This window comes from Rhodococcus ruber, from assembly GCF_027270735.1.
In the GTDB taxonomy this organism is placed as follows: Bacteria; Actinomycetota; Actinomycetes; order Mycobacteriales; family Mycobacteriaceae; genus Rhodococcoides; species Rhodococcoides rubrum_A.
Genome location: NZ_JAPWIJ010000008.1, coordinates 1 through 24,156 on the forward strand (window position 1 = coordinate 1; position 24,156 = coordinate 24,156).

At 64.6% G+C, this 24,156-nt stretch carries 29 protein-coding genes and 4 tRNA genes; 26 read left to right on the top strand and 7 right to left on the bottom strand.

What is annotated here, in order from left to right; genetic code table 11:
• Positions 1-46 precede the first annotated feature (46 nt).
• The 4 genes from O4220_RS18675 to O4220_RS18690 are packed head-to-tail and all read right to left on the bottom strand — an operon-like array spanning position 47 to position 4,039.
• Positions 47-1,444 (bottom strand): DUF2252 domain-containing protein, encoded by a 1,398-nt coding sequence (locus O4220_RS18675; protein ID WP_269606991.1) that lies wholly within the window; start codon positions 1,442-1,444, stop codon positions 47-49.
• Between the two features lie 22 nt (positions 1,445-1,466).
• Positions 1,467-2,339, bottom strand: a complete 873-nt coding sequence (locus tag O4220_RS18680; RefSeq protein ID WP_269606993.1) for a siderophore-interacting protein — start codon at positions 2,337-2,339, stop codon at positions 1,467-1,469.
• Positions 2,340-2,390: 51 nt separating this feature from the next.
• Positions 2,391-3,455 (bottom strand): AbrB family transcriptional regulator, encoded by a 1,065-nt coding sequence (locus tag O4220_RS18685; protein ID WP_269606995.1) that lies wholly within the window; start codon positions 3,453-3,455, stop codon positions 2,391-2,393.
• Entirely contained in the window at positions 3,452-4,039 is a 588-nt protein-coding gene (locus O4220_RS18690) for a flavin reductase family protein (protein ID WP_269606996.1), read from the bottom strand. The genes O4220_RS18685 and O4220_RS18690 overlap by 4 nt, the downstream gene beginning before the upstream one ends.
• Before the next feature lie 63 nt (positions 4,040-4,102).
• Here O4220_RS18690 and menD point away from each other — a divergent pair, with 63 nt between their 5' ends.
• The 5 genes from menD to O4220_RS18715 are packed head-to-tail and all read left to right on the top strand — an operon-like array spanning position 4,103 to position 8,030.
• Entirely contained in the window at positions 4,103-5,713 is a 1,611-nt protein-coding gene (gene menD / locus O4220_RS18695) for a 2-succinyl-5-enolpyruvyl-6-hydroxy-3-cyclohexene-1-carboxylic-acid synthase (protein WP_269606997.1), read from the top strand.
• Positions 5,714-5,761: 48 nt separating this feature from the next.
• Positions 5,762-6,244 (top strand): DinB family protein, encoded by a 483-nt coding sequence (locus tag O4220_RS18700; RefSeq protein ID WP_269606998.1) that lies wholly within the window; start codon positions 5,762-5,764, stop codon positions 6,242-6,244.
• A 37-nt stretch (positions 6,245-6,281) separates the two neighbouring features.
• Complete coding sequence (locus tag O4220_RS18705; protein ID WP_269606999.1) at positions 6,282-6,887, top strand: class I SAM-dependent methyltransferase; 606 nt, start codon at positions 6,282-6,284, stop codon at positions 6,885-6,887.
• A 58-nt stretch (positions 6,888-6,945) separates the two neighbouring features.
• Positions 6,946-7,431 carry a GNAT family N-acetyltransferase gene (locus tag O4220_RS18710; protein WP_269607000.1) on the top strand — a complete coding sequence of 162 codons (486 nt, stop codon included), beginning with the start codon at positions 6,946-6,948 and terminating at the stop codon, positions 7,429-7,431.
• 17 nt (positions 7,432-7,448) lie between these two features.
• Entirely contained in the window at positions 7,449-8,030 is a 582-nt protein-coding gene (locus tag O4220_RS18715) for a GNAT family N-acetyltransferase (protein WP_269607263.1), read from the top strand.
• 116 nt (positions 8,031-8,146) lie between these two features.
• Here O4220_RS18715 and O4220_RS18720 read toward each other — a convergent pair whose 3' ends face one another.
• On the bottom strand, positions 8,147-8,650 hold the full coding sequence (locus O4220_RS18720) for a DUF2505 domain-containing protein (RefSeq protein ID WP_269607001.1): 504 nt from the start codon (positions 8,648-8,650) through the stop codon (positions 8,147-8,149).
• Positions 8,651-8,704: 54 nt separating this feature from the next.
• On the opposite strand from O4220_RS18720, the gene O4220_RS18725 reads away from it, so the two are divergent.
• The 4 genes from O4220_RS18725 to O4220_RS18740 all read left to right on the top strand — a co-directional run bounded on the left by O4220_RS18725 (position 8,705) and on the right by O4220_RS18740 (position 11,482).
• Positions 8,705-9,151 (top strand): DUF3592 domain-containing protein, encoded by a 447-nt coding sequence (locus O4220_RS18725; RefSeq protein WP_269607002.1) that lies wholly within the window; start codon positions 8,705-8,707, stop codon positions 9,149-9,151.
• Positions 9,144-9,569 carry a glutaredoxin domain-containing protein gene (locus O4220_RS18730; RefSeq protein ID WP_269607003.1) on the top strand — a complete coding sequence of 142 codons (426 nt, stop codon included), beginning with the start codon at positions 9,144-9,146 and terminating at the stop codon, positions 9,567-9,569. Before O4220_RS18725 ends, O4220_RS18730 begins: the two co-directional genes overlap by 8 nt.
• A gap of 63 nt (positions 9,570-9,632) precedes the next feature.
• Positions 9,633-10,772 (top strand): glycosyltransferase family 4 protein, encoded by a 1,140-nt coding sequence (locus O4220_RS18735; protein ID WP_269607004.1) that lies wholly within the window; start codon positions 9,633-9,635, stop codon positions 10,770-10,772.
• 14 nt (positions 10,773-10,786) lie between these two features.
• Positions 10,787-11,482, top strand: coding sequence for a demethylmenaquinone methyltransferase (locus O4220_RS18740; RefSeq protein WP_269607005.1), 696 nt, complete (start codon positions 10,787-10,789; stop codon positions 11,480-11,482).
• 6 nt (positions 11,483-11,488) lie between these two features.
• On the opposite strand, the gene O4220_RS18745 is transcribed toward O4220_RS18740, so the two are convergent.
• A complete protein-coding gene (locus O4220_RS18745; protein ID WP_269607006.1) occupies positions 11,489-12,736 on the bottom strand; it encodes a geranylgeranyl reductase family protein in 1,248 nt (415 codons plus the stop codon).
• Positions 12,737-12,862: 126 nt separating this feature from the next.
• Between O4220_RS18745 and O4220_RS18750 the strand changes: the two genes are divergently transcribed.
• The 8 genes from O4220_RS18750 to htpX all read left to right on the top strand — a co-directional run bounded on the left by O4220_RS18750 (position 12,863) and on the right by htpX (position 19,993).
• A complete protein-coding gene (locus O4220_RS18750) occupies positions 12,863-13,549 on the top strand; it encodes an HAD family hydrolase (RefSeq protein ID WP_269607007.1) in 687 nt (228 codons plus the stop codon).
• Positions 13,546-14,559, top strand: coding sequence for a phosphate/phosphite/phosphonate ABC transporter substrate-binding protein (phnD, locus tag O4220_RS18755; protein ID WP_269607008.1), 1,014 nt, complete (start codon positions 13,546-13,548; stop codon positions 14,557-14,559). The genes O4220_RS18750 and phnD overlap by 4 nt, the downstream gene beginning before the upstream one ends.
• 5 nt (positions 14,560-14,564) lie before the next feature.
• On the top strand, positions 14,565-15,353 hold the full coding sequence (gene phnC, locus O4220_RS18760) for a phosphonate ABC transporter ATP-binding protein (RefSeq protein ID WP_269607009.1): 789 nt from the start codon (positions 14,565-14,567) through the stop codon (positions 15,351-15,353).
• Positions 15,350-16,144, top strand: coding sequence for a phosphonate ABC transporter, permease protein PhnE (gene phnE / locus O4220_RS18765; RefSeq protein WP_269607010.1), 795 nt, complete (start codon positions 15,350-15,352; stop codon positions 16,142-16,144). Before phnC ends, phnE (O4220_RS18765) begins: the two co-directional genes overlap by 4 nt.
• Positions 16,141-17,043 (top strand): phosphonate ABC transporter, permease protein PhnE, encoded by a 903-nt coding sequence (phnE, locus tag O4220_RS18770; protein WP_269607011.1) that lies wholly within the window; start codon positions 16,141-16,143, stop codon positions 17,041-17,043. Before phnE (O4220_RS18765) ends, phnE (O4220_RS18770) begins: the two co-directional genes overlap by 4 nt.
• 7 nt (positions 17,044-17,050) lie before the next feature.
• Positions 17,051-17,908: a MurR/RpiR family transcriptional regulator gene (locus O4220_RS18775; protein WP_269607012.1), complete on the top strand. Its 858-nt coding sequence runs from the start codon at positions 17,051-17,053 to the stop codon at positions 17,906-17,908.
• A 122-nt stretch (positions 17,909-18,030) separates the two neighbouring features.
• Positions 18,031-19,050, top strand: coding sequence for a polyprenyl synthetase family protein (locus tag O4220_RS18780; RefSeq protein WP_269607013.1), 1,020 nt, complete (start codon positions 18,031-18,033; stop codon positions 19,048-19,050).
• Between the two features lie 73 nt (positions 19,051-19,123).
• Positions 19,124-19,993 (top strand): zinc metalloprotease HtpX, encoded by an 870-nt coding sequence (gene htpX, locus O4220_RS18785; protein WP_269607014.1) that lies wholly within the window; start codon positions 19,124-19,126, stop codon positions 19,991-19,993.
• Positions 19,994-20,040: 47 nt separating this feature from the next.
• Here the strand turns inward: htpX and O4220_RS18790 are convergent, their stop codons facing one another.
• Complete coding sequence (locus O4220_RS18790) at positions 20,041-20,541, bottom strand: YajQ family cyclic di-GMP-binding protein (RefSeq protein WP_135041210.1); 501 nt, start codon at positions 20,539-20,541, stop codon at positions 20,041-20,043.
• A 176-nt stretch (positions 20,542-20,717) separates the two neighbouring features.
• Here O4220_RS18790 and O4220_RS18795 point away from each other — a divergent pair.
• From O4220_RS18795 to nusG, 9 genes are all read left to right on the top strand, one after another.
• Positions 20,718-20,800, top strand: a tRNA-Tyr gene (locus O4220_RS18795).
• A gap of 150 nt (positions 20,801-20,950) precedes the next feature.
• Positions 20,951-21,023, top strand: a tRNA-Thr gene (locus O4220_RS18800).
• Positions 21,024-21,085: 62 nt separating this feature from the next.
• A tRNA-Met gene (locus O4220_RS18805) sits at positions 21,086-21,158 on the top strand.
• A gap of 81 nt (positions 21,159-21,239) precedes the next feature.
• Complete coding sequence (gene rpmG, locus O4220_RS18810; protein WP_027498281.1) at positions 21,240-21,407, top strand: 50S ribosomal protein L33; 168 nt, start codon at positions 21,240-21,242, stop codon at positions 21,405-21,407.
• A 139-nt stretch (positions 21,408-21,546) separates the two neighbouring features.
• On the top strand, positions 21,547-22,059 hold the full coding sequence (gene hadA, locus O4220_RS18815; RefSeq protein WP_269607264.1) for a (3R)-hydroxyacyl-ACP dehydratase subunit HadA: 513 nt from the start codon (positions 21,547-21,549) through the stop codon (positions 22,057-22,059).
• Entirely contained in the window at positions 22,046-22,471 is a 426-nt protein-coding gene (hadB, locus tag O4220_RS18820; protein ID WP_269607015.1) for a (3R)-hydroxyacyl-ACP dehydratase subunit HadB, read from the top strand. Before hadA ends, hadB begins: the two co-directional genes overlap by 14 nt.
• A gap of 189 nt (positions 22,472-22,660) precedes the next feature.
• Positions 22,661-22,733, top strand: a tRNA-Trp gene (locus O4220_RS18825).
• 30 nt (positions 22,734-22,763) lie between these two features.
• Positions 22,764-23,234, top strand: coding sequence for a preprotein translocase subunit SecE (gene secE, locus O4220_RS18830; protein ID WP_269607016.1), 471 nt, complete (start codon positions 22,764-22,766; stop codon positions 23,232-23,234).
• 60 nt (positions 23,235-23,294) lie between these two features.
• Positions 23,295-24,128 carry a transcription termination/antitermination protein NusG gene (gene nusG / locus O4220_RS18835; protein ID WP_269607017.1) on the top strand — a complete coding sequence of 278 codons (834 nt, stop codon included), beginning with the start codon at positions 23,295-23,297 and terminating at the stop codon, positions 24,126-24,128.
• Positions 24,129-24,156 lie beyond the last annotated feature (28 nt).

A 24,156-nucleotide genomic window follows, 5' to 3' on the forward strand; every position in this document is an offset into this window, starting at 1 on the left:
TCCAACTTCTCACCCAGAAAACCGCCACTTGACACTCATAGGAGCATCACATGCGCGTAGCGCTCAATCGCTCCCAATCGGCCTCGGTCTGATCTGCATACAGCCGCGCGAATCGGCCCAGGGCGACGTCCAGCTCATCGGAATCGCCCGTGTATCCCGAGATCATCGATGCGCCGCTGGTGCGGGCATGTCCCTTGGCCAGGAGGCGCCCCACCACCCGCGCGTAGTCCACCAGGGCCGGTGCATCGATCGACGAGAGATCGATCGTCCCCTTCATGTTGCGGAACTGCCGCACGTAGTACTGCCGGCCGGCGATGGTGGTCCAGCCCAGCAGCGGATCGCTCACCGTCTGCAGATCCTGTTGGTACTCCACGACGCGTTGGCCCTGATGGTCGTGCCACGCGGATTCCCCGTGCACATACGGTGCGAGCACCGACCGTCTGGCCTGCTTGAGCTGCAGAAACACCACATCGTCCTCGCTGGTGCCCTCGAGTAGCGCGACGTACGCCCGAAGCCCGACACTGCCGACTCCGACGACTCGGTGCGCGACGTCGATCAACGTGTATCCCCCCAGCACCCGACGCCAATGCGGGGTGAGGGTGAGCAGGTATTCGTCCAGCCCGACGGCGAGGAGTTCTTCGTCCTTCGCCGAGATGCGCGTCGTGATCGGCGGCTCCTCGACGATCCTGCGCTTGCCCTCGTGCTCCTCGGTGAATCGAGGTAACACGCGGTCACTGGTGCGTCGACGCGCTTTCTTGGTGGCGCGCTTGATCTCCTTGCGCAACGATCCGGCAGTGGCGTCCCGTTGCAATTTCTCCGCCGTCAGCCGCTGGAACGAACGCGACATCAGCGGCTCGTCCGCCAGCCTGGCCACCTCGATCCGATACGAGGACACACAGGCGGTGACGGCATCGCGGCACTGATCCTCGCTGCGTCCGTTCTGCCGCCCGGCCACCCAGATGCTGGCGGCGAGGCGTCGCAGATCCCACTCCCAGGCTCCCGGATGCGCTTCGTCGAAATCGTTGAGGTCGATGACGAGGTCACGTTCCGGCGAGGCGTAGAAGCCGAAATTGCCGAGGTGGGCGTCACCGCTGATCACCGGGTTGATCCCGGTCGAGGGCAGCATCGCGACGTCCCGAGCCATGACGATGGCCGTTCCGCGCAGAAATCCGTAGGGGGATTCGACCATCCGCTCGAGGCGGGTGGGGATCAACCATTCGATTCGGCCCTGGTGAGAGTATTCGATCTGCTTGACCGGATCGGGGCGATCCGGCGGCGCTGTCCATTCCCCCAGCGAGGCGATCGGCACCTTCTCGCGTAGGCGTCGACCCAGTTCGTAGCGCTCGGCCCGGGGGAGCGGCCGAGCGCGCAACGATGCGTACGGCGCGCCGTCGACCCCTACCGAGTCGGTGACGACAGTGTGACCTTTTCCGGAGCCGGACATGTGAGATCACACTAATCGAGCGCTACGGGGCAGCTTTACCGAACTTCCAGTATCCGGTGAAGCAGATCTGCGACTTGGGCACCGAACGCTCGTTCACCAGGTACCGGCGCAGTCCGGTAGCCAGCGCCTGTTCACCGGCGACGTAGACGAACGGGTCGCCGTCCGGAAGCTCGGCCTTCTCCACCGCGGCCAACGCAGCCTCACCCGGCTTGGCAAGGGCGTTGGGACGCACGATCCAATCGATCTCGACGCCTGCCTGCATGTCCTGCTTCTGGATGTCGGCCTCGGTGGGCACTTCGATGAAGGCTTTGACCCGAACGTCCTCCGGCAACGACCGCAGAATGGCGATAACCGCCGGGGCCGCGCTCTCGTCACCGACGAGCAACTGCCAACTCGACTGCCGCTCGAAGGTGTATATCCGCCCTTCGTCGAGGATCGCGACCCGATCGCCTGGAGCGGCCTTCTGCGCCCAGGTCGACGCCGGACCTGCATGGGCCGTTCCGCCGGCTCCACTCCCGATATTCTGAGTCGTTCCGCCGGCTCCACTCCCGTGCACCACGAAGTCCACGTCCAGCTCTGCGCCATTGCCGTGCTTGCCCTGTCCCGGAGCCCGGTACTGGCTGATGGTGTAGTTCCGGACCACCGGCCTGGTGTCTTTGGAGAACGCCAGATACTGCGCGTACCAGAGCATCGAAGTAGCGCTCGGAACACGCGGCTCGTCCTGGCCCGGCTGCGGCAGAAACAGTCGAAACCAATGGTCGTAGCCCATGAATCGGAAGTTCGACAACGAATCGCCGCCGAGGGTGACCCGGATGAAGCTGGGGCTGAGTCGGTCGGTTTCGAGCACGGTCAGGCGGTAGAAGGCGGGCTTGTCCGGCTTGAGGTACTTGCTCATTCCGCAGAGGTTAGCCGACCCTAATCAGCGATGGGGCTGTGTCGATTTCCCTCACTCGGGCCGGCCGCGCCGGTAGCGCTGGACCACCTTGGCTCCGACGGGTACTGCAAACAGCATCATGAAGACCCGGATGACCTGGGCGGCGACGACGAATGTCACGTTCGCACCTGTCGAGGCCGCGATCGCAAGTACCGCGTAGACCCCGCCCGGAGTGGTCGCGAGGTAGCCCTCGTATCCGCTCGTTCCGGTTGCCGACGCCAACCACAATCCGAGCATCGCGCAGCCGACCGTGACGGCGATGATCAACATCAGCGATGCAGGCAGCACCCGTGAGATCGACTTGAGGCTGGCGACGGTGAAGCGCAGTCCGGCCTGCCAGCCGATGACGATGTACGCCGCCCACAGCAACAGCGTCGGGACGGATGCGTCGAACGAGATGCCGAGCACATCGGCGAGCGTGGCCATGATCAGCGGGCCGAGCAGGGCGGGGGCGGGCAGCCGGATCGCGCGAGCCAGCACCACACCGACGACGCCGCAGATCAGGACGAACGTGAGATCGATCCAGAGCGCCTCGTGCACGTCGGCGGTGACCGTCGATTGTCCGGGCTGGGCGCGAAACACCAAGGTCGCGACCAGTGGCAACGTAGTGGTCACCAGCACGACGCGGAGGTACTGCACCACCGCCACGACTCGTTCGTCGCCGCCGAGCTCCTGCGTGATCGCCACCAGTCCCGACGCGCCGCCCGCAACGAGGGCAAGGGAGCCGGTCAGCGAATCGATATCTTTGCGAAGCCCGAGCAGCGCTCCGGCCGCGATCGACAACAGCAGGGTGCCGATGCACGCCAGCAGCACCGGCAGCCAGGTATCGCCCAGTGAGCTCAGGGTCTCGCGCTGCACCAACGTTCCGATTTCGACGCCGAGTATCGCCTGCGCCGCCATCCCGAGTCGGCGCGGCAGCGGGGCCCGTTCGGTACCCGTTGTCGGAGCCCAACCGGCGAGTGCGAACACCACGGCCACCAACAGCGCGACGAACAACGCCGCCGACGGCACACCGAGCGCATCGGCTCCGACGGTCAGTCCGACCGTGACGGCAATCAGCAGCAGCCAGCGAATCAAGAAGGTCGCTCGATCTCACGAACCTCGGGCGGCAGTCCCCACTCGGTGCGGCCCAGGCGACTGAGCGGAGCAATGGTCTCGAACTCGGGGAGGCCGTCCTCGGCCAAAAACTCGGGGCGTACCGACAGCGCGACGACGGTGCCCATGACCACGAAGCAGTTGCCCACCTCGACGACGCGATGCAGCCTCGCTTCGATGGCGATCGGTGCAGCCGCCACTCGCGGCGGCGTCACGATCGAACTGGGTTCGCTCTCGATGCCGACAGCCTCGAACTCGCTGACACCGTGATCGAAGCTCGCCGAGCTGTCGTTGACCTGATCCACCAACGGTGCCGTCGCCAGATTGACGACGAACTCGCCGGTGGCCTCGATGTTGCGCAGACTGTCCTTTCGGCTCACCGACGTGAATTGCACGACCGGCGGCTCCACCGACGAGACCGTGAAGAAGCTGTAGGGCGCGAGGTTCGCCACACCGTCGGCGGACACGGTGGACACCCACGCGATGGGCCTGGGCACCACCGACGCAGTCAGGAGCTGGTAGAAGCGACGTGGGGTGACCTCATCGGGTCGGAAGACTGTACGCACACCTCACATACTGTCAAAGCCCGGTTGCGGCGGCCGACCGGAGCATCTGACACTCTGGAAACTGTGAATCCGTCCACCGCTCAGGCCACCGCAGTCGTCGACGAACTGGCGCGCAGTGGGATCGAAGACGTCGTGCTCTGCCCCGGCTCGCGGAACGCCCCGCTGGCGTTCGCGTTGCAGGAAGCGGACGTGGCCGGTCGCCTGCGGTTGCACATGCGTATCGACGAGCGGACCGCCGGCTTTCTGGCCATCGGCCTGAGCCTGGGCAGCGGACAACCCGTCCCGGTGGTGATGACGTCGGGAACCGCGGTGGCCAACCTGGGGCCCGCCGTACTCGAAGCGAACTACGCCCGCATTCCGCTGATCGTCATCAGCGCCAATCGGCCGTACGAGATGCTCGGCACGGGCGCGAACCAGACCATCGAGCAGCTCGGCCTGTTCGGATCTCAGGTTCGCGCGACGATCAGTCTCGGGCTCGCCGAGGAGGGTCCGAAACAGAACAGTCAGTGGCGCAGTGCGGTCTCGCGCGTCGTCGCGGCTGCGCGTGGTGCACGGTCCGGCAATGCCGGGCCGGTGCACTTCGATATTCCGTTGCGTGAACCCCTGGTTCCCGCCCTCGGTGATCCGGGGGCGCGTCCCGAAGGACGTCCCGACGGGATGCCGTGGACGTCGACCACCCAGGCGACGCTGGACGTGCCGGTCGAGCTGGATCTGACGATCGACACCGTGGTCGTCTCCGGTCACGGCGGTGGGGTGCGTCCGGAGCTGGCCGGCCTGCCGACCGTCGCCGAGCCGACCGCGCCGCTGCACGGAATTGCGTTGCACCCCTTGGCTCTGGCGCAGTTGAAGCCGCGTCAGGCCGTCATCACCGGTCGTCCGACACTGCACCGCCAGGTCTCGGCGCTCCTCGCAGACCCTGCCGTCGACGTCATCGCGCTCACCACCGGCCCGCGGTGGCCGGACGTCTCGGGCAACGTGCTGGCGACCGGCACCCGTGCGGTGACCACCGGCGCACCCGATCCGGCGTGGATCGCGCGCTGTGCTGCCGTATCGGAACGCGCGGAAAAAGCTGTGCACGAACAACTTCGAGAGCACCCCAAGCCGACGGGGCTACATGTGGCCGACACGGTGATGTCGGCATTGCAGCCCGGCGATCAGCTGGTGCTCGGAGCCTCCAACCCCGTGCGCGACGCGGCCCTGGTCTCCACTCCGATCCCGGGCGTGAAGGTTCTGTCGAACCGTGGGGTCGCCGGGATCGACGGCACCGTCTCGACGGCCATCGGTGCCGCGATGGCAGGAAAGCGTAGGACCATAGCGCTTCTCGGGGACCTGACGTTTCTGCACGACGCAGCGGGCATGCTCATCGGAACCGGCGAGCCGCGTCCGGACGATCTGACGATCGTCGTCGCCAACGACGACGGCGGCGGCATATTCGAGCTGCTCGAGCAGGGCGATCCGCAGTATGCGGGCGTGTTCGAGCGAGTATTCGGCACGCCACACGGAATGGATCTCGGTGCGCTGTGCGGGGCTTACCGCGTCGAGCATCGCTTGGTCGAGTTATCGGAGCTGGCAACCGAACTCACCGCGCATGCCGCGGGAATCAGGGTGTTGGAGGTGACCACCGAGCGGTCGGGGTTGCGGGATCTGCACGCGGCGATCCGGGCCCGTCTCTAGAAGGCGTGTGTACGTGCCCGACCGAATATTCGCTGTGAAGGGAAGCCTGTGACGGGTGCATTCGAGGTGCTGGTGGACGATGACCGTACTCAGCTCGAGGCGTTCATCGAGGACTACCGGATCGCGATCGAGGCAACCCTCGATGGCGTCACCGAGGAGCAGGCGCGCCGACGCTTGGTTCCCTCTGCCACAACGCTTCTCGGATTGCTGAAGCATGTGACATGGATGCAGCGAGTGTGGTTCGAGGAGTGCATCGGGGGTGGGACCAGGGCCGCGCTCGGCCTCGCGAGGAGTCCCGCGGAGTCTTACGTCGTCGAGAGCGGCGACACCATCGCCGGTGTCGTCTCGGCGCACGTACAGGCGTGCGCAACAGCCCGAACCGTCGTAGCTCCACTGTCACTCGATGCCGTCGTGACGGGCCATCGCACCGGGCCTCGCACAGTTCATTGGGTATATCTGCAGGTGCTCAGAGAATTGGCCCACCACTGCGGCCATGCCGACATCCTTCGTGAACAGATTCTCGCGGCCTGATCACAGAACTCGGTCGATCGAACGAAGGAGCTGACGAGTGAACAGAACCCTTACGAGTTACGAATCGGCTGCTGACGTGTACGTTCAGCGAACGAGACGCGATTCGACGCGGGCGTGGCAGACATTCGTCGATGAGTTCGTTGCACAGGTCGATGAGGGCCTGGTGCTCGAACTCGGAAGTGGACCCGGTTGGCACGCAGCCGAGCTCGAGCGCAGCGGTCTTCGGGTCGAGCGGAGCGACGGGGCGGCGGCGTTCGTCGAATTGATGGAGAGGGACGGTTACTCGGCTCGCAAGCTCGACATCGTCACGGACGCTTTCGGTGGGATGTACGACGGAATCTTCGCCAACGCTGTCCTCCTGCATTTGAATTCGCTTCAGTTCGAGGCCGTTGTCGCCAAGGCAGCCGCGGCATTGCGTCCCGGCGGGATGCTTGCTTTCACCCTCAAAGAAGGTGACGGCGAGGAATGGAGTAACGAAAAGCTCGATCTTCCGCGCTACTTCAAGTACTGGCGGGAACCGGACGTTCGCGCACGCCTCGATCCGACTGTGTGGGAGTCGGTATCGATTACATCCGAGATGTCCGGCGGTGGGCAGCAGTGGCTGATGGTTCTCGCTGAGCGTTGTCCTTCCTGCGCCGAGTAAATGGCCGGCGTCACCGGTCCAGTCGACGGGTGTCGAGTCGATCTGTTCCAATAGCGTTGTGAATGTACCGATTCGTTCGCTGCCGTTGAGTGTCGCCATTGGGGGAGATGCGGCCGAACTGCTTGTTCTGCAGCGATGTTGTTGGGTTCAGGAAGCGTTTGCGAACGAGACCCTCGACATCCCGCCGCTTCGCGAGACCCTCGACGAAGTGAAGGTGTGGATCGACGAATGGAACGTTTCGATCGTGCGTGACGGCCATCGGTTGGTCGGCGCTGTTCGAGGTCGATTGGTTGGCCACACCTGGGAGATCGGCCGAGTCATGGTGGCACCGGACCTCGCGGGGCGCGGCCTCGGTCGGCGACTCCTGGACGAGTGCGAGCGACTCGCGCCCGCGGAGGCATCGACCTTCGAGTTGTTCACTGGCGCGCGAAGCAGCCGGAACATCGATTTTTACCAGCGAGCCGGCTACCGGATCGTCGATGTCGATGAGACTGCGCCCGGACATATCCGGGGCGCGATCGTGTTTCGAAAGTCTGTGTCGTGACGGTGGTATCGCGCTCCGTGCTGAGATCTCCCAGGATCGCGCTTCACCCGATGGCAGCGCATCACCTGCCCCTGTTGCATGGCCTGGACTCGGACCCCGTGGTGATGGAGTTTCTCCTCGGTAGAGCCCGGACGTCTGCCGAGATCGATGAATTCTGGGGACCCCGTTGCGCAGACACTGCGGCAGACGCGGCGGGCCTCGGTTGGTGGGTCGGCTTCGACGGCGACGAATTTCTCGGCTGGTGGATGCTCGGCCGCAATCCGTCGACTGCTGGTGCGCTCACCGGCAATGATCAGGCCGAGATCGGCTGGCGGGTGATGCGCCGACGCTGGAGGCAGGGTCTGGCGACCGAGGGTGCGTTGCTACTTCTGGACCATGGATTCAATACGCTTGGGCTGCAGCATATTTGGGCGGAGACGATGGCGGTCAACCTCGCGTCACGAGGGGTGATGCGCAGGATCGGGATGCGTCACGTCCGTACGGAAGTCCGCGAATGGACTGACTCGCTGCCCGGCGCGGACCGTGGCGAGGTGCTCTACGAGATCACGGCTACGGAGTGGAAACGAGTCGCAGAGCAGCCTGAGCCACCCCAGCCCTGACGGTTTCTCCGACGTCCTGTCGCAGCGGATGCTCCACTCCAGAATGCGGCCCGGGGGTTCCTCGGTCTCGGGTCCTGAAGTGGAGAGTGAATTGCAGGCCGAGGCCGCCGGACTTGCTAACCCTGTTGCGCCGCAACCCATTCGAGAGTTTCGCCGGTTTCCTGATCGATCATGTCCTTGATCATCTTGTTGATCAGGTCCTCGATCTTGCCACCGACGAGTGGAATCTTCACCGTCGATTCGCCCTTGACGATCAGTTTCGCGCCGGTGCCGTCGGGTCGAAGCGACAGTGTGCCGTTCACCTTCGCGGGCAGACCGGTGGTTCCGCCGATCAGCGTTCCCTCGGCGTGGTCGCCGTCGAGTGGACCCCAGTGATCGGTTCTGGAGACGATCAGCTTGCCCTTGATGACCTTCGTGACGAATCCGGGGAGTTCGGAGGTGCCGACCTCTTCGGTGATGTCGACCGTCAGACCGCCGTCGTCGTGCTTGGTCATCTCGTACCCGTCCGTCTTCTTCGCCTTGGCGAAGCGGGCTGCCCACTGGGCTTCGCTGGTGAGTGCTGCGTGCACTTCAGCGGGAGGATTGGACGATTCGACGGTGAATTCGAAGCTGCGAGACATGAGTGCAGACGCTACCCGAGCCGAGCCCGTTCGGCTGCGAAGTAATCTGTCGAGGTGACCGACACAGCCCGAGGCAGCCGAACCCTGCACAGGACCCGGCTGGTCGTGCTCGTGGTCGCCACCGCGATCTCGGTGCTGGCGGTGTTGCTGGTGGTCGGGGCCTGGCGCAACGACGTCACCATCGACTCCGACAAGGGCACCGCCACCGCCGAAGTGCTGTCGGCAGGTCGGTTGCGGTCGGCCGTCAGCTTCATCACTCCGGACGGCGTGACACACAACCCGGCGCTCGGCGTCCTGTATCCCACCAACCTCGTCGCGGGCCAACGCATAGAGGTCGAGTACTACAAGGCCGACCCCGAAGACGAAGAATTGCTGGTGCGGGTCGCCGGCCGTGACGCCACAGTCGCCATCGTTCCGGCCGGATCGGTCATTGTCGTCACGTGGTTGATCGCCGGGCCCGCGTTGTTCTGGATTCGTCGTAGGGAGGCGCAGAATGCGTAACGCAAAGCTGTGGGGAATCGCCGCTCTCGGATCGGTGGCCGGGTTCGCGTTGGTGAATTTCGGCAACATCGCGTCGTCGATCGTCGTGATGGTGCTTGTCGTGGTGTTCCTACTCGTTCTGACGACTCCGGTGCTGTATCCGCGTTCTCTGTCCGACGACGCCTCGCGCGCTCTGGCAGCAGAGAAGTCCGTTCCGCTCGTCTACTGGCGCCCGGGCTGCATCTTCTGCCTGCGACTGCGGGTGGCGCTGCTGCTGCGCGGGAAGAAAGCAGTGTGGACGAGCATTCGCCAGGATCCGGCCGCGGCAGCGCGAGTTCGTTCGGTCAACGACGGCAACGAGACTGTTCCGACGGTGTTCGCCGCGTCCGAGCACCGCATCAACCCGAATCCGTCATGGGTGCTCACGCAGTTCGTGTGACGTTGGCCCACACGTAACGCTGTCCACATCTGATCGACGGCGAGGCCGCCCAGACTGAGGACCGTGCGAGTAGCCATCGTTGCGGAATCGTTCTTACCCAACATGAACGGCGTCACCCACTCGGTGATCCGTGTCCTCGAACACCTCGACAGGACCGGGCACGATGCCATCGTCATCGCCCCGGACAATCCGTCCGGCCCGAAGGCTGCGACGTGGCACGACAACGTTCCGGTGCACCGGGTGCCGTCCGTGATGGTTCCGAAGGTGAGCTCGTTGCCCGTCGGGGTACCCGGACTCGGCATGGTGTCGGCGTTGCGCGAGTTCGCCCCTGACGTCGTGCATCTGGCGTCACCGTTCCTGCTCGGTGCCGGTGGCCTGGCCGCCGCCAACCGGCTGGACGTGCCCGCAGTTGCCGTCTATCAGACCGATGTCGCCGGCTTCGCCGCGAGCTACGGTCTCGGGCTGACCTCGAAGGCGGCGTGGCGCTGGACCAGAAGACTGCACCGCGGGGCGGCCCGCACCCTGGCTCCGTCCACCTCCGCCGTCGACGCATTGGAGCTGCACGGCATCCCGCGCGTCCATCGGTGGGCCAGGGGAGTGGACGCCGTCCGATTCGCACCCTCCGCCACGTCGCCGACGCTCAGAAGCCAGTGGGGAGCAGACGAGAAGCTGATCGTCGGATTCGTCGGACGGCTCGCACCGGAGAAGCATGTCGAGCGGCTCGCCGTCCTCGCCGCAGACCCGTCGATCCAGCTGGTGATCGTCGGCGGCGGACCCGACACGGCAGCACTGCAGGCCCTGATGCCGAACGCCGTGTTCACCGGCCAACTCGGTGGCGTCGAACTCGCGCAGGCGTACGCCAGTTTCGACGTCTTCGTGCATCCCGGCGAGCACGAAACCTTCTGCCAGGCAGTTCAGGAAGCGCTCGCCAGCGGAGTGCCCGTCATCGGACCCGACGCCGGCGGCCCGCGCGATCTGATCTCGCATTGCCGCAACGGCTATCTGCTGCCGGTCGAGAGGTTCACCGAACTGCTACCCAGCGCAGTCGGAGCCCTGGCCGAACCCATCGCTCGCGCCCGCTTCGGCGACGCCGCCCGCAAGTCGGTTCTGCACCGCACCTGGCCGGCCATCTGCGACGAGCTGATCTCTCACTACTACGACGTGCAAGGCATCACAGCGCCGCAGGCAGCGAACGTTGCTTGAGTAGTCTGGACCTCGTGGCCCAGACATCACGCGCAACCCTGGCAAAAGAGCCCCACGAGGTGGCGTCGATGTTCGACGGCGTCGCCCGGCGATACGACATCACCAACACGGTTCTGTCGTTCGGGCAGGACCGGAGTTGGCGCAAACTGACTCGGCGCGCCCTCGATCTCAAACCTGGCGAGCGAGTACTCGACCTCGCGGCAGGAACCGGCGTCTCGACCGTCGAACTCGGACGCAGTGGAGCCTGGTGCGTGGCCACCGACTTCTCCAAGGGCATGTTGCAGGCGGGACTGCAACGCGGTGTCCCGATGGTCGCCGGCGATGCGATGGCACTGCCCTACGCCGACGCCAGCTTCGATGCGGCCACCATTTCGTTCGGCCTCCGCAACGTCTCGGACTTCGACGCCGGACTGCGCGAGATCGCCCGCGTCACCAAACCCGGTGGCCGTCTTGTGGTGTCGGAATTCTCCACCCCGGTGTTCGGCCCGTTCCGCACCGTGTACATGGAGTACCTGATGAAGGCGTTGCCGAAAGTCGCTCGCGCAGTGAGCAGTAACCCCGATGCCTACGTCTATCTGGCCGAGTCCATCCGCGCGTGGCCCACGCAGGAACAGTTGGCGCAGCGCATCGCGGACGCCGGCTGGACCGACGTGCAGTGGCGCAACCTCACCGGTGGAATCGTGGCGTTGCACAAGGCAATTCGACCCTGACCGGACTCATGAGAAGGGCGGTCGGGAATCGATCTTGAGTGACCCGGTTCCCGACGCCCTCCAGGTGCGGGCGACGAGGTCGCTGTCGGCTTCGGTGATCAGGTTGCCCATGCATCGGACGGCAACCTTCATCAGGGCTCGTGAGCGCATGCCCACCGGTCCCGCTGCGGGCAGGAATCTCGGCACGGTCAACAGGCCGGCGAGGCGTCGCGCGATGGAGAAGGCCTGACCGTAGTGCTCGCGCAGCAGGGTGGGCCAGGCGTCGGTGAGGTCGGAGTGATCGAGCAGGTCGACGACCATGCGGCCGCCCTCGAGACCGTAGTCGATGCCCTCGCCGTTGAGTGGGTTCACGCAGGCTGCGGCGTCGCCGATGATGGCCCAGTTGGTGCCCGCGACTCCGGAGACAGCGCCGCCCATCGGTAGCAGCGCCGACGCTACCGAGCGCAGTTCACCCGTCAACGCCCATTCCGGACGCCGCTGCTGGGTGTAGAGGTCGAGCAATGGGCGCAACGCGCCCGGTGCGGGTTTCTTGGCGGTGGCCAGGGTTCCGACGCCGATGTTGATGTTGCCGTCGTTCAGTGGGAAGACCCAGCCGTAACCGGGTTGCAGAGTGCCTGCGGCGTCACGCAATTCGAGGTGCGAGCTGATCCATTCGTCGTCGCTGCGTCCCGAGGTGATGTATGCACGAGCTGCGACGCCGAATGCGGTGTCCCGGTGCCACTGCCGCCCGAGTTGCTTGCCCAGGGTCGAGCGGACGCCGTCGGCGACGATCAGTGTGCGGCAGGAGATCTCGTGTGTTCCGGTCGCGGCCTGCAGGGTCACGGACCGGACGGAGTTGCCCTCTCGGGTGACGGCAACGGCCTTCGATCCCTCGGCCATGACCGCCCCGGATTCGACGGCAACTGCGCGAATTCGATCGTCCAATTCGGTTCGGGATACGGCACTTCCGACGGTCGGCAGGGATTTGCTCGGCCACTCGAGTTGCAGTTCCTGACCGAATCCGCTCAACCGCAGACCGCGATTGCGTGCTTTGCCGCGCACCCAGTCGCCGAGGCCGAGCTGATCGAGTTCGGCGACGGCGCGAGGGGTCAGGCCATCGCCGCAGGTCTTGTCCCGAGGAAAGACGGCTGCGTCGACGAGGACGACATCGCGGCCCGATCGTGCTGCCCACGCCGCTGCGGACGATCCTGCAGGGCCCGCGCCCACGACCAGAACGTCGGTCGAGGTGGGAGGGGACGGGTCGGGAGTGCTCACATGGTCCAGTATCCCGATTTCTACCGACGGTGCGTCGAGGGCCTCCGGTTAACGCCGTGTGAACGCTTGTTTCATAGATTCAGAATCTATGGACGGAACGTTCATGACGGGTCTAGCGTCTCTCACGTGCACCGACCGATCCTCCTACTCGACTTCGACGGCACCGTCTGCCTCGGCGACGACCCCGTGCGGGCTTACGCAGACGCTGTCGCCGACGGCCTCGACACCGCCGCTGCCGAAACGCTGCGCGCAGGGTTGACGGCTTTCCTGGAGACCGGCGCGGGGGAGTACCTCGACGGCTACTCGGCCGTCCAGCACCTGTCGACGGGCGTCGATGCTGCCACCCTTGCCGCTGCGTATGCGCACTCGCGCGAACGCTTGGCAGTAGGCGAACTCGAGGTGTGGGCTCCCGCCGGGCTCACGGACTTTCTCGATCGCGTCTCGGCCGAGGTGGTCCTCGCCACCAATGCCCCGCAGCACGGCGTGATGGAAACCCTCGAACGTCTCGGTCTGATCGGGCGCATGGACCGTGTGTTCACCGATGCAGGTAAGCCCGAGAAAATGCCCGAGCTGGTGGACTCGCTACTGAACACACGGCCACCGCACCTACTGGCCAGCGTTGGTGACATCTGGCGCAACGATCTCGACGCGCCGCATCGACGCGGTGCCGTCACCGCGTACATCGACCGTCACGGTCATCCTCGGCCCGAGGCGACGTTCTCCGCCTCGACGTTTCAGGCGATGTACGACGAACTCCTCGAATGGTCCACCGATCCAGCAGCATTCGCACTCACCCACGAAGGACAGTCATGAGAATTCGTACGCCCTTGCTCGCGGTGGTCGCCACCGGACTGCTCACTGCCTCGTTGGCCGGATGCGGTGCTCGCGACGAGTCCACCACCGAGTCCTCGGCTGCGTCGCCCTGCACCGGGTCCAGTGCTGCAGATGCAGCCGACCCCTCCGAGTTGACGCTGGCTCTCGTCCCCTCGGGGGATGCAAACAAGCTCGTCGAAACCGTCAAGCCGCTGCAGGACGCACTGACCGAGCGCCTCGGCATCCCCGTCCGCGGCGTCATCACCCAGGACTACCAGGCGGCGGTGGAGGCAATCGGTGCGAATCAGGCGCAGATCGGCATGCTGCCGCCTCTGCAGATGGTGCAGGCGTGCAACAAGTACGGTGCCGAGCCGGCTCTGCAAACCGTGCGCAAGGGCAAGACCACGTACGCCGCGCAGTTCTACACCAACAATCCCGACAAGTACTGCGAGGACGCACCCGTCACCGGAGCCAACGGCCTGCTCTACTGCAATGGCACCGAAAGTGGTACGGGCCCAGCCGGACTCGATTCGCTGAGCAAGATGAAGGATGCCAAGACCGTCATGTTGCAGTCCGCGTCCTCGGCCGGATTCGTCTTCCCCTCCGCCGCGCTGAAAGAGGCCGGCATCGACTCGACCACCGATCTCGACCTGACACAGGTCACCTCGCACCCGGCGGCAGTGCTGTCGGTGAACAACGGCGACGACGAGGTGGGTGTGTCGTTCTGGGACGCCCGTGAAACCGTCGTGAAAGACACCCCTGATGTGGCGAAGAATCTGGTGGTCTTCGCCCTGACCAACGAGATCCCCAACGACGGTGTCTCGATCAGCAGTTCGCTCAGCCCTGATCTACAGCAGCGCATCTCGGACGCGATGGAGGATTACGCGTCCACCCCCGAGGGCGTCGAGGCTCTGACGGCGATCTACCAGATCACCGGGCTCGACAAGGCCGATCCCGCCGCGCTGCAGCAGGCGCAGACCGAGGCGGACTCCATCGGCCTGGGGAACTGATACGGATGAGCGGCGACAGCATCGCATTCGACAATGTCTCGGTCACCTATGCGGGCGGCCATACCGCGCTCGACGGCGTGACGCTGGAGATTCCGGCGGGCCAGATGGTTGCCGTCGTCGGATTGTCGGGCGCAGGAAAGTCCACGCTGATTCGCACCATCAACGGCCTCGTTCCGGTCACTTCCGGCACCGTGACCGTCGGTGATCGAGCCGTGAACACGCTGAGCAGCAGGGGTTTACGGGATCTGCGCGGCGACATCGGGATGATCTTCCAGGGCTTCAATCTCGCCAAGCGCACCAGCGTGTTGAACAACGTGATGATGGGCCGGCTGCACAGCTCGTCAATGTGGCGAACGCTGCTCGGTGCGTGGTCGGCCGAGGACACCGAGTTGGGAATGCAGGCGCTCGAACGCGTCGAGATCGTCGGAAAGGCCTACGAGAAGGCGTCGTCGCTCTCCGGCGGTCAGCAGCAACGGGTCGCCATCGCGCGAGCATTGGCGCAAGGGCCGCGGGTGATCCTCGCGGACGAACCGGTGGCCTCGCTCGATCCGCCGACCTCGCACGTCGTCATGCGGGATCTGCAACGCATCAACGCAGATCTCGGCATCACCGTCGTCGTCAACCTGCACTTCCTCGATCTGGCCAGGCGCTACGGCGACCGGTTGATCGGACTGCGCGACGGCAAAGTCGTGTTCGACGGCCATGGCCGCGACGCCGACGAATCTGTGTTCGAGAGTATCTACGGCCGCTCGCTGACCGCCGAGGACGTGCTAGAGGCCAAGGCCGAGCTGTGACCAGTCAGGTAGTGGAACGGCCGCGCAAACCGCGGAACGCATGGAAAACCGTTGTTGTCCTTGCCATCATCACCGTCATCACAGTCTGGGCCGGGATCGGTGTCGGTGCTGACGTGGGCGACATCATCGACAACTGGGGCAACGCCACCGGCAAGCTGATCCAATTGATTCAGCCCGACTACTGGTTCTTCCCCGAGACCGTCGACGCGATCCTCGAGACGCTGCAGATGGCCGTCATCGCGACGGCGATCGGAGCCGCGATCTCCTTTCCACTCAGTTTTGCGGCCTCACATGTCACCAACCCGAATCGACCGTTGCTGACGGTCGTGCGCGGAATCATGAATGTCGTACGCGCCGTGCCGGATCTGCTGTACGCGGCGGTGTTGGTCGCGGTGGTCGGTACCGGAGCGTTGTCGGGAATTCTGGCGCTGATCGTGTTCAACGTCGGCATCATCGTCAAGCTCGTCTCCGAGGCACTCGACTCCGTCGATCGCGGTCCGCAGGAAGCGGCGCTCGCTGCCGGAGGCACCTGGATCGCGGCCGATCGCAGTGCTGTTGCACCGCAAATCTTTCCGGCGTTCGTCTCGCAGAGTCTCTACACTTTGGAGCTGAACGTCCGCGCCTCGGCGGTCATCGGACTCGTCGGCGCAGGTGGTCTCGGCATGCTCATCGACAACGTCCGCACCTTCTACAAGTATCACCAACTCAGCCTCATCATCCTCGAGATTCTCGTCATCGTCCTGGCGCTGGAACTGATCTCGTCCTGGGCCCGCCGAAAGTTGGTCGGATGAGCGTCATCGACCGCACCGCCCGCGTCACACCGGCTCGGCCGCGGAAGCCGCGGAGCACCCTGCGCACGGTCGTGTGGGCGGGCATCGTCGCACTGTTCGCACTGTCGTTGTACGGCATCGAGATTCGCTGGGACAGGCTCCTGGACCTACCGCAGAACCTGGTGCGTTACGCAGGACTGATGTTCGTGCCGCCGGACGTCTCCGCGCTGGGCAAGGCCGTCTCGGCCACCATCGAATCGGTGCAGATGGCGTGGTTCGGAACGGTGCTCGGCATCGTCGTGTCGTTTCCGCTGAGCTTCCTCGCGGCCGCGAACATCGGGCCGCTCTGGCTGCGATGGCCGCTGCGCGTGGTGTTCGCCGTCATCAGGGCGGTGCCCGAGGTCGTCATAGCGATTCTCATCCTGTCGGTCACCGGGCTGACCGCGTTCACCGGAGCGCTCGCGATTGCCATCGGCTCGGTGGGCACCCTCGGCAAATGGGGATACGAGGCCATCGAAGGTGCCGAGAAGGGGCCGATCGATGCAGCCCGGGCTGCGGGTGGTTCGACGGCGCAGATCGTGCGGTGGGGACTGTGGACCGACGTCGCCCCCGAGGTGTTCGCGTTCTGGCTCTATCGCTTCGAGATCAATGTTCGCGCGTCGGCAATCCTGGGTTTGATCGGTGCAGGCGGTATCGGCAGCATGCTCGTCGACAACGTGCAGTACCGGCAGTGGGGTGCTGTGGGCATGCTGCTGATCGTCGTCGTGGTCATCACCGTGATCATCGATCAGATCTCCGGGCGGGTGCGTCGCCGCATCATCGACGGACACTGGGGCAGGAGCGCAGCCCGCGGAGCGACCAGACGGGGCAGGAGCGCAGCCCGCGGAGTGACCAGATCGGGCCGGCAGGGAAAAGTATGAGCAAGATATGAGCATGGATCTCGCGCCGGGTGGAGTCGTCCCGCACATCAGGTCGATCATTCCGTCGTTGCTGCCGGCCGAGCGGGCTGTCGCCGAAGTCTTTCTCGAACGTCCCGCCGATATCGTCGAGATGTCCTCGCAGCAGGTCGCCGACGCGGCAGGCGCATCGCGGGCCTCGGTGGTGCGTACCTGCCAGAGTCTCGGCTTCGGCGGGTATCAGCAGTTACGGGTGCTGCTTGCGCGCGATGCGGCGCGCGCGCTACCCACCCAGGAGCGTTCGGCAGACGGCCCCTTCGCCATCGTGACGGAGACGTTCGCCCACGTCGGTGAGTCCATCGCAGCGATGACGGCTCTGCTCACCACCGAGGACGTCACGCGCGCCGTGTCCACCCTCGCCGGTGCCGAGTCCATCGTGGTCATCGGCAACGGGCTCTCGGCCGCGCTTGCTGCCGATACCGATGCCCGGATGCGTTCGTTGGGTCTCCGCTCGTACGCTCCGACCGACTCCATCGCCCAGCAGGTTGCCGTACGTCTTCTGACCGACCGTGACGTCGCCCTGATCATCAGCGGGTCAGGCGCGACGAGTGCATCGACCAAGGCCGCTCAGGCCGCGCGGGAGCGGGGAGCCACCGTGGTGTCGGTGACGTCGTTCGCTCGCTCGACTCTCGTGGCCGCGTCGGACATAGCTCTGGTGGTGGGCATGCGGGATCTCAGTTTCCAACGGGAACTCGCCGTCACCAGCCGGATTCCGCACGTGATCCTGCTCGAGGGACTGATGGCGGCGCTGACCGACGCGTTGGGGGACAGGGCGTCGGCGGCGATGGCCGCGACCCTGGAAGTCATTTCCGGCAACCTGGGTGAGTGAAGCGTCACCTGTGGTCGGTGCCACCGTCCCGTCGGTGTGCACACTAGGTTCACTACGGTAGAGGCGAGCAGCGGCGCTGAAGCCACTGCCGGCATGTCGACGACAGGACAGGGACCAACATCGTGAGTACAGACGACGCTGCCGTAGCAACGGTCGTTGCCGGAGTCGACCTGGGTGACCCGGAGCTCGCGCGATCCGTCGCCGACGGCCTCGCACGCGTCGAGGAGCTGATGATCAGCGAACTCTCCGATGGAGAAGAGTTCCTGACCGAGGCCGCGCTGCACCTGGCCAAGGCCGGCGGAAAGCGATTCCGCCCCCTGTTCACGGTGCTCACCGGCCAGCTCGGACCGTCACCGACCGACCCGGCGATCGTCACCGCCGCCACGGTCGTCGAACTGGTTCATCTCGCGACGCTCTATCACGATGACGTCATGGACGAGGCGTCGATGCGCCGCGGTGCGGAGAGCGCGAACTCACGCTGGGGCAACAGTGTGGCGATTCTCGCGGGCGACTACCTCTTCGCTCACGCGTCGCGTCTGGTGTCCACCCTCGGACCCGACGCCGTCCGCATCATCGCCGAGACCTTCGCCGAGTTGGTCACCGGACAGATGCGCGAGACGATCGGAGCCAAGGGTGCCGAGGATCCCGTCGCGCACTACCTGAAGGTCGTGTGGGAGAAGACCGGGTCGCTCATCGCCTCCTGTGGGCGCTTCGGCGGCACGTTCAGTGGCGGCGATGCCGAGCACGTGGGACGCCTCGAGCGCCTCGGTGACGCCGTCGGCACCGCGTTCCAGATCTCCGACGACATCATCGACATCTCCTCGGCCACCGAGCAGTCGGGTAAAACTCCGGGTACCGACCTGCGCGAAGGAGTACACACTCTCCCGGTGCTCTTCGCGCTGCGCGAGGAGGGTGCCGACGGCGACCGCCTGCGCGAGATCCTGGCCGGCCCGGTCACCGAGGACGCCCTGGTCACCGAGGCCCTCGAGCTGTTGCAGCGCTCGCCGGGAATGGTCTCGGCCAAGAAGACGCTGGGCGAATACGCAGCTCGGGCCCATGCAGAACTTGCGCAGCTGCCGCAGGGACCGGCCAACGATGCACTCGGCCGGTTGGTGAACTACACCGTGGAACGCGTCGGGTAGGCCGGGAACCGCAGTTCGGGGTGTTGTCGTTGAATCGGGTAGTAATTACCCGGTACGAGGAGGCACTTCGGAGATGAACGGTTACGCGAACGGCGCGAAGACTTTCGGCCTGCTGGTCGGAATGTCTGCACTCATCGTCTTCATCGGCTCGCTGTTCGGTAACGCGACCATCCTGGTCGGCTCGATAGTCCTGGCGGTCGGCGTCAACGGCTACGCATATTTCAACAGCGCGAAGATGGCCTTGCGGTCGATGCACGCGGTGCCGGTGACCGAGCTCGAACAGCCGGCGATGTATCGCATCGTGCGCGAGTTGGCGACGGCCGCTCATCAGCCGATGCCTGCGCTGTATGTGAGCCCGACCAACAACCCCAACGCCTTCGCCACCGGGCGAAACCCGCGCAACGCGGCCGTGTGCTGCACCGAGGGCATTCTGCGGATCCTCGACGAGCGGGAACTGCGCGCGGTGCTCGGCCACGAGCTGTCGCACGTCTACAACCGCGACATTCTGATCTCGTCGGTTGCCGGTGCAATGGCTTCGGTCATCTCGGGTCTGGCGAACCTGGCCTTCTTCGCCAACGTCTTCGGTGGACGCGGCAACGGGGGAGCGAATCCGGTCGCGCTGCTGCTGGTGTCGATGCTGGGGCCCATTGCGGCCAGCCTGGTTCGCCTCGCGGTCTCTCGCTCGCGTGAGTATCAGGCCGACCAGTCCGGTGCCGAGTTGACCGGTGATCCGCTGGCGCTGGCGTCGGCGCTCCGGAAGCTCGAGCAGGGAGTGCAGCTGGCACCGCTGCCGCCGGAGCCGCGGCTGGCGGCGGAGTCACATCTGATGATCGCCAACCCGTTCCGGATCGGCGACAAGGCGGGCGCGCTCTTCGCCACCCACCCACCGATGGCCGACCGCATCGAGCGCCTCGAACGGATGGCCGGCCACCGGCCGTATTGAGCGGCGCAGGAGTGGAGCCTGCGGAACGACCCAGGTGAGAAGTCGCTCTATCGGTAGTTGACGAACTGCAGTGCGATACCGAAGTCCTCGTTCTTGAGCAACTGCTGGATGGCCTGGAGGTCGTCGCGCTTCTTGCTGCTGACGCGCAGCTCGTCGCCCTGAATCTGCGCCTTGACGCCCTTGGGGCCGTCGTCGCGGATCTTCTTCGAGATCTTCTTGGCGTTCTCGGTACTGATGCCCTGTACGAGCTTTCCGGTGACCTTGTAGACCTTGCCCGACGCGGCAGGATCGTTGGTCTCGAAGGCCTTGAGCGAGACGTCGCGTCGAATCAGCTTCTCCTTGAACACGTCCAGGGCGGCTTTGACCTTCTCCTCGGATTCGGACGTGATGACGATGGTCTCGGCCTCTCCGCTACCGGACCATTCGATGCTGGTGTCGGATCCGCGAAAGTCGAAGCGGGTCGCCAGCTCCTTCGCGGCCTGTCCCAGAGCGTTGTCCACTTCCTGGCGGTCGACTTTGCTCACTACGTCGAAGGACGAATCAGCCACTTCTCACACTCTCCAGTCGAATCGAAATATTTGATGTGGCGATGGTGTCGGCCCACATCCTGCAGGGACTTTATCGGCCCGCTACCGACCGTATCCACCCGGTTTGCGTTCCGGGGGGACGTTCGTTGTATTCTTCTCACCGCGCCGAAGAGCAGTACGAGCTTCGATCGCAGCACGGCAGATTGCCCGAGCGGCCAATGGGAGCGGACTGTAAATCCGTCGGCTTATGCCTACGTAGGTTCGAATCCTACATCTGCCACACCTGGAACCCCGGCGAGTCTTTCTCTCGCTGGGGTTTCCATGTGAAGAGGACTTGCATGGGTCGCTGACCACGTAATTTGGTACTGGGCGCTCCGAATGTGTAACCTCTTGAAGGCTTCAGCGCACGGCAATGTCGTGAACTGATCCCGCCCCCTTAGCTCAGTCGGTAGAGCGTTTCCATGGTAAGGAAAAGGTCAACGGTTCGATTCCGTTAGGGGGCTCGCTGGATTGGATTGCTCGACGTCGCGTTCCTCACGTGGGATGGTAGACGATGAGCACCTGAGGCGGTGTAGCTCAGTTGGTAGAGCAAACGACTCATAATCGTTGCGTCGCCGGTTCAAGTCCGGTCACCGCTACACAGTAGGCAAGCACGACCAGCAGCACCCACGAACAGTCCTGATTGACCCAGATCAGATTTACCCGAAAGTAGGCGTCCAGTGGCCTCCTCCACCGATGTGCGGCCCAAGATCACCTTGGCCTGCGAGGTTTGCAAGCACCGCAACTACATCACCAAGAAGAACCGTCGGAACGATCCCGACCGTATCGAGCTGAAGAAGTTCTGCTCCAACTGCGGAACGCACCGGGCTCACCGCGAATCTCGCTAGATTGCACGGCTCGCTGGTTCGCAGTTCCGATCTCTAATCGGCGCCCGGCGTTAGGTCGCATTTTCTTCCCCTAACGGCTCTTGCGTCCAGGGTAGAAAAGGTCTCCACCGTGTCACAAGCTCCACATGACGTCCCGACCATGGATGCGTCCGCACACGCGGCGTCCATGGTCGGTTCTCATTTCCGCGTCGACGACTTCTACGAGGTCGGCCGCGAGAAGATTCGTGAATATGCGCGTGCCGTCCAGGATTCTCATCCCGCGCATCACGACGAGGACGCAGCGAAGGGCCTCGGTTACGACGGCCTCCTCGCGCCCTTGACCTTCGTTTCGCTGCTCGGCATCATGTCGCAGACCCGGATGTTGCAAGAGGTCATCACGGGTTATGACCCCAGCCAAATTCTGCAGACCGATCAGCGCCTGGAATTTCATCGCCCGATTCAGGTCGGGGATCGAATTTTCTGCGACGTGTATCTCGAGTCGTTCCGGCAGATGAGTGGCAGCGACATCATGACCACGAAGAACATCATCACCGATCAGAACGGCGATCTCGTTCAGACCACCTGGACGACCATCGTGGCGCGTACAGGCGGGGAGATCGACGAGAACATCGCCCATGCGGTCAAGGAAGTGATCAGGCATGGCGCTTCGTAACTTCGACGATGTGTCCGTCGGCGAGGAGTTGCCCGAGCGAGTCGTGTCACTGACCCGCGGCGACCTGGTGAACTACGCAGGCGTATCCGGCGATCCCAACCCGATTCACTGGAGCGACGAAGTAGTCGAGATGGCCGGGCTGGACAACGTGATCGCGCACGGCATGCTCACGATGGGCCTCGGCGCAGGCTTCGTCACATCATGGCTCGGTGATCCGGGTGCGGTCACCGAGTACAACGTGCGCTTCTCCACCCCGGTCTACGTCTCGGCAGATTCCGCAGCGCAGGTCGAGTTCACCGGCAAGATCAAATCGATGGACGCCGAGGCGCGAACTGCGACCGTTGCCATCGTCGCGAAGTCCGCGGGCAAGAAGATTTTCGGGCGAGCGACCGCTACGGTCCGCTTGGCCTGAGCATGGTCGATTCGGCGGAGATCGTTCACCGCCGGGACGACGGGATTTATCTGTTCCGAAGGGTGTGCAGTACACTGAGATTTCTGGGGTAATCCGGCGCTCTGCGCTGCCCGCGTCCTCTTCCCGAGGGTGCGTGGGCCGCGTGTACGAGCCGGATGGACACCAGAGCGGCCGAGAAGTTTCGGCCGAAGGGGCGTAGCTCAATTGGTAGAGCAACGGTCTCCAAAACCGTAGGTTGCAGGTTCAAGTCCTGTCGCCCCTGCCCAAGGTGTCAGCAACTGAGAGGAACGACGTGAGCGAGGAGCGCGGTAAGCGCGACGGTCGATCGGGGGAGTTCGAGGACTCTTCGGCCCCAGACGACGTCGTACCTGGCTCCGAGGGCCGTCTCTCCGATGCTGACACGACCGCCGGTGAATCCGCTGCAGAGGCAGTGGTGCCCACCGGTAAGCGATCGTCGAGCAGGTCCCGCGGCAGTGCAGCGGGCGTGTCGATGACGAAAGCCGCGTCCGCTGCGCCGGCGAAGACCAAGACAGGCAAGGGACGTTCGGGCAAGGCCAAAGCCGACAAGCGACCGAACGTGTTCTTGCGTCTGCTGCAGTTCTTCCGCGAGGTCGTCGCCGAGCTGCGCAAGGTCATCTGGCCGAACAAGAAGCAGATGGTCACCTACACCACAGTCGTACTCGTCTTCCTGGCGTTCATGGTCGCGTATATCAGCGGTCTCGACGTGTTGTTCCTCAAGGGCGTCGGCTGGCTGTTCGGCTGACCGACACGGCTGACTTTTCGACGATCGAACCGAGCAGGAAACTAGAGAAAGGGTGCTGACGTGAGCACGCCGCACAACGACGCCACCGAAGTGGCCGCATTCGACGCCGATGTCGAGGCGACCAAGCAGGGCCTCGAAGCGGAGCAGGCCGCTCAGGACCGCGAGACCGACGAAGCAATCAAGGCCGATGTGGCCGCTGCCGCCGGGGACGACGTTCCCGCCGAAGACGGCGAGGCCGATGCCGCAGCCGACGCCGATGTCACGGCAGAGCCCGAGGATCCCGTCGCCGAGATGAAGGCGGCTCTACGCCGTGCTCCCGGCGACTGGTACGTCATCCACAGCTACGCCGGATACGAGAACAAGGTCAAGGCCAACCTCGAGACCCGTGTGCAGAACCTCGACGTCGGCGACTACATCTTCCAGGTGGAAGTTCCCACCGAAGAGGTCACCGAGATCAAGAACGGTCAGCGCAAGCAGGTCAACCGCAAGGTTCTGCCCGGCTACATCCTGGTCCGCATGGAACTCAACGACGAGTCCTGGGGCGCGGTACGCAACACCCCCGGCGTCACCGGATTCGTCGGCGCGACCTCGCGTCCGTCACCGTTGACCATCAACGAGGTCGTCAAGTTCCTCATGCCGCAGGAAGGTGCCAAGAAGGACGCGAAGGCGACCGCAGGCGCAAGCGACCAGAGCGGCGACACCACGTCGAAGCCGACCATCGAGGTCGACTTCGAGGTCGGCGAGTCGGTCACCGTCATGGACGGCCCGTTCGCGACTCTCCCCGCCAGCATCAGCGAGGTCAACGCAGAGCAGCAGAAGCTCAAGGTGTTGGTATCGATCTTCGGCCGTGAAACACCGGTCGAGCTCGGCTTCACCCAGGTCTCCAAGATCTAGAAGCCGCGCGCACAGACTTGCAGTAGCA

Bases quoted from the DNA above. Each gene is read 5' to 3' on its own strand.
- O4220_RS18675 (WP_269606991.1), bottom strand. From the start codon at position 1,444: ATGTCCGGCTCCGGAAAAGGTCACACTGTCGTCACCGACTCGGTAGGG.
- O4220_RS18680 (WP_269606993.1), bottom strand. From the start codon at position 2,339: ATGAGCAAGTACCTCAAGCCGGACAAGCCCGCCTTCTACCGCCTGACC.
- O4220_RS18720 (WP_269607001.1), bottom strand. From the start codon at position 8,650: ATGTCTCGCAGCTTCGAATTCACCGTCGAATCGTCCAATCCTCCCGCT.
- O4220_RS18730 (WP_269607003.1), top strand. From the start codon at position 9,144: ATGCGTAACGCAAAGCTGTGGGGAATCGCCGCTCTCGGATCGGTGGCC.
- phnD (WP_269607008.1), top strand. From the start codon at position 13,546: ATGAGAATTCGTACGCCCTTGCTCGCGGTGGTCGCCACCGGACTGCTC.
- phnC (WP_269607009.1), top strand. From the start codon at position 14,565: ATGAGCGGCGACAGCATCGCATTCGACAATGTCTCGGTCACCTATGCG.
- phnE (WP_269607011.1), top strand. From the start codon at position 16,141: ATGAGCGTCATCGACCGCACCGCCCGCGTCACACCGGCTCGGCCGCGG.
- O4220_RS18775 (WP_269607012.1), top strand. From the start codon at position 17,051: ATGAGCATGGATCTCGCGCCGGGTGGAGTCGTCCCGCACATCAGGTCG.
- htpX (WP_269607014.1), top strand. From the start codon at position 19,124: ATGAACGGTTACGCGAACGGCGCGAAGACTTTCGGCCTGCTGGTCGGA.
- hadA (WP_269607264.1), top strand. From the start codon at position 21,547: ATGGATGCGTCCGCACACGCGGCGTCCATGGTCGGTTCTCATTTCCGC.
- hadB (WP_269607015.1), top strand. From the start codon at position 22,046: ATGGCGCTTCGTAACTTCGACGATGTGTCCGTCGGCGAGGAGTTGCCC.